The organism is uncultured Flavobacterium sp., assembly GCF_963975005.1.
In the GTDB taxonomy this organism is placed as follows: domain Bacteria; phylum Bacteroidota; class Bacteroidia; order Flavobacteriales; family Flavobacteriaceae; genus Flavobacterium.
In genome coordinates this window covers 1-3,389 of sequence record NZ_CAXBFR010000187.1, presented here as the reverse complement: position 1 = coordinate 3,389, position 3,389 = coordinate 1, and the positions used below count along the sequence as shown (strand labels likewise).

Genomic DNA, 3,389 nt, shown 5'->3' with positions numbered 1-3,389 from the left:
GGGATGTAATGTTGATCAACCTAGGAATTTAGCAAAATCAGTGACAGTAGAATAACATATTTAAAGCGAAATTGAAAGATTTCGCTTTTTTATTGCAAAAAATTCAAAAAATAAATTGCAAAATTGTTTTGAAAAAAACTATCTTTGCAAACGGAAAAAAGCATCTTTTTTTCAACAGTAAATAGCTATTAAATAAATACATAAGTAATGTCTAAAGTTACAGGAAAAGTTTCAAAAATTATCGGACCAGTTGTTGACGTAGTTTTCAACCAAGAAGGAGCCGAACTTCCAAAAATTTATGATTCATTAGAAATCACTAAAAAGGATGGTACATTATTAGTACTTGAAGTACAATCTCATATCGGAGAAAATACAGTTCGTACAATCTCTATGGATTCAACAGATGGTTTAGCAAGAGGAGTCGATGTAGTTGCTACAGGTGCTCCAATTCAAATGCCAATTGGTGAAGAAGTTTTTGGACGTTTATTTAACGTAATTGGGGATGCAATTGACGGATTAGGAGATTTACCAAAAGCAGGAACTCATGGTTTATCAATTCACAGAAGTGCACCTAAATTCGAAGATTTATCTACAGCTACTGAAGTATTATTTACAGGTATCAAAGTAATCGACCTTATTGAGCCATACGCTAAAGGAGGAAAAATTGGTTTATTTGGTGGAGCAGGAGTTGGTAAAACAGTACTTATCCAAGAATTAATTAACAACATCGCAAAAGGACACGGTGGACTTTCAGTATTCGCAGGAGTAGGAGAAAGAACGCGTGAAGGAAATGACCTTTTAAGAGAGATGTTAGAATCAGGAATTATCAAATACGGTGATGATTTCATGCACTCTATGGAAGATGGTGGATGGGATTTATCTAAAGTAGATAAAAATATAATGAAAGAATCGAAAGCTACTTTCGTATTCGGACAAATGAATGAACCACCTGGAGCTCGTGCTCGTGTGGCATTATCAGGATTAACTATTGCAGAATATTTCCGTGATGGAGCTGGAGATGGACAAGGAAAAGATGTTCTTTTCTTCGTGGATAATATCTTCCGTTTTACACAAGCAGGTTCTGAGGTTTCTGCCCTTTTAGGTCGTATGCCATCAGCAGTAGGGTATCAACCAACTTTAGCAACTGAGATGGGTGTAATGCAAGAGCGTATTACATCAACAAAAACAGGTTCTATTACATCTGTACAAGCGGTTTATGTTCCTGCGGATGATTTAACGGATCCAGCACCAGCAACAACGTTTGCTCACTTAGATGCTACAACTGTATTGTCTCGTAAAATTGCTGAGTTAGGTATTTATCCTGCAGTTGACCCGTTAGATTCTACATCAAGAATCTTAACAGCAGACATCTTAGGAAAAGAACATTATACTTGTGCTCAAAAAGTAAAAGAGATATTACAACGTTACAAAGAATTACAAGATATTATTGCAATTTTAGGTATGGAAGAATTATCTGAGGAAGATAAATTAGTTGTTGGTAGAGCAAGACGTGTACAGCGTTTCTTATCGCAACCCTTCCACGTAGCTGAGCAATTTACAGGTTTAAAAGGAGTTTTAGTAGACATTAAAGATACTATCAAAGGATTTAATATGATTATGGATGGTGAATTAGATCACTTACCAGAATCAGCTTTCAACCTTAAAGGAACTATCGAAGAAGCTATCGAAGCCGGAGAAAAAATGTTAGCAGAGGCATAAATCAGTTGGCAGTTGGCAGTTGGCAGTATTCAGTTAGTGCTAATTACTAATTATTAACTATTAATCACTAAAAAAATGATTTTAGAAATAGTATCACCAGAAGCTACATTATTTAAAGGAGAAGTTACTTCAGTAGCTTTGCCAGGTGTGAATGGTGAGTTTCAAATGTTGAATAATCACGCACCAATTGTTTCTTTATTGACAAAAGGTAACATTAAAATAAATGCTCAAAAAATTAATATTGATAAAGAATTTATTTCTCAATTCAAGAAACTAAATGAGCAAACGTTTTGGTTACCAATCAACTCAGGAACAATCGAAATGAATGAAAATAAAGTTATTGTTTTAGCAGACTAAGACAATTTCGATTTTATAAATAAAAAACCTAGCATTAATTTGTTAGGTTTTTTTGTTTTGAAGCTATTTCCAGCTATACACTTTATCTTTTTGTTTTTAAAGAAAAAACAAAAAGGATGCCGTTACTATCTGGGCTAGGGTATTTGTTTAGCATTCATATTATTTTTTTGGTACATATACAAAACTTCTTCGACAGGCTCAGACTGACATCTCGGATTTCGATTGGCATTAAAATTAACAATCACGAATTTTCTATATGTTTACTTATAGTCAATTGATTATAAAACTGTCATATTGAGCCTGTCGAAGTGCTTTTTACTCTTTCGCATACTCCAAAATATCAGCTGGTTGACATTCTAATTCTTCACAAATAGCTTCTAAAGTAGAAAACCGAATAGCTTTTGCTTTACCCGTTTTTAGTATAGATAAATTTGCTACAGTAATACCAACTTTTTCAGCCAATTCATTACTCTTCATTTTGCGTTTGGCTAACATTACATCTAAGTTTACAATTATAGGCATAGTTATATTGTTAATTCGTTTTCTTCTTTTTGTGTTTTAGCTATCATAAATACTTCGCTTAAAACCATAAAAAATAATCCTAAACAAAAAAGCATTACAAAAGGGTTTAACCCCATCTCAAAACCAGCTTCTTTTTTTAATAATTTAAGAATAAATGCGGGAATTCCAGACAAAAGAGATGAAAATAATAGCAAAATTCCAATTATATTAAAATTTTTAATAACCTCTAAAGTAAATATTTTTTTTCTTTGAAACGATCTTAATATTTTTCTAAATAAGAAGATACTATATAATATTAGTAATGCAGCAAGTATAATAAATACTAATAGAATTTTTGTTTGTTGATCAACAACAGATATTTCAACTCCATTTAACTTTATTGGAATCCCTATTGGTTCATTACTAATTAAAATAAAACCAAAAAGTGCAATTAGTGGTGGGATTGTAATAAATGACATAATCCATACAAAATCCACAATTGCTTTTAAAATATTCAATTTTCTCATAATTTATATAGTTAAATCGTTTTCAGTTTGAATTTCTATTCCTTTTTTTACAACATGTGAAATAATAAAAAGTATCACAGCCATAAATAACCAAACATATGCTCCTTCTAGGTTTAATAGCTGTAAGTTAACTGCTTGAAGCCCTTGCTTTGAAAACAATTCTGAATATTTGTCTCCAGAAATAGAAAATAGCCCAATTCCTAAAGCAAGATATGATAGTTTAGAAATGAACTGTTTTAATTCCAAACTAAAAGGATTATAAAAATCTAAATTTTTATTTAGGAA

At 31.7% G+C, this 3,389-nt stretch carries 5 protein-coding genes; 2 read left to right on the top strand and 3 right to left on the bottom strand.

Features of this window, described 5'->3' with window-relative positions; all coding sequences use genetic code 11:
- Positions 1 to 207 precede the first annotated feature (207 nt).
- The gene (gene atpD / locus AACZ53_RS14260; protein ID WP_026717635.1) at positions 208 to 1,719 is read left to right on the top strand and encodes a F0F1 ATP synthase subunit beta; all 1,512 of its coding nucleotides are present in this window, start codon (positions 208 to 210) and stop codon (positions 1,717 to 1,719) included.
- 75 nt (positions 1,720 to 1,794) lie between these two features.
- Entirely contained in the window at positions 1,795 to 2,076 is a 282-nt protein-coding gene (locus tag AACZ53_RS14255; protein ID WP_339839824.1) for a hypothetical protein, read from the top strand.
- Positions 2,077 to 2,391: 315 nt separating this feature from the next.
- Here the strand turns inward: AACZ53_RS14255 and AACZ53_RS14250 are convergent, their stop codons facing one another.
- The 3 genes from AACZ53_RS14250 to AACZ53_RS14240 form a co-directional block, all read right to left on the bottom strand.
- On the bottom strand, positions 2,392 to 2,598 hold the full coding sequence (locus tag AACZ53_RS14250; protein ID WP_339839822.1) for a helix-turn-helix transcriptional regulator: 207 nt from the start codon (positions 2,596 to 2,598) through the stop codon (positions 2,392 to 2,394).
- Between the two features lie 2 nt (positions 2,599 to 2,600).
- On the bottom strand, positions 2,601 to 3,095 hold the full coding sequence (locus AACZ53_RS14245) for a DUF2975 domain-containing protein (protein WP_339839820.1): 495 nt from the start codon (positions 3,093 to 3,095) through the stop codon (positions 2,601 to 2,603).
- Between the two features lie 12 nt (positions 3,096 to 3,107).
- The coding region (locus tag AACZ53_RS14240) for a DUF2975 domain-containing protein (protein ID WP_339839818.1) at positions 3,108 to 3,389 on the bottom strand (282 nt) is incomplete at its 5' end.

Excerpts from the sequence above, each read along its gene's own strand:
- AACZ53_RS14250 (WP_339839822.1), bottom strand. The coding sequence starts at position 2,598 with ATGCCTATAATTGTAAACTTAGATGTAATGTTAGCCAAACGCAAAATG.
- AACZ53_RS14255 (WP_339839824.1), top strand. The coding sequence starts at position 1,795 with ATGATTTTAGAAATAGTATCACCAGAAGCTACATTATTTAAAGGAGAA.
- atpD (WP_026717635.1), top strand. The coding sequence starts at position 208 with ATGTCTAAAGTTACAGGAAAAGTTTCAAAAATTATCGGACCAGTTGTT.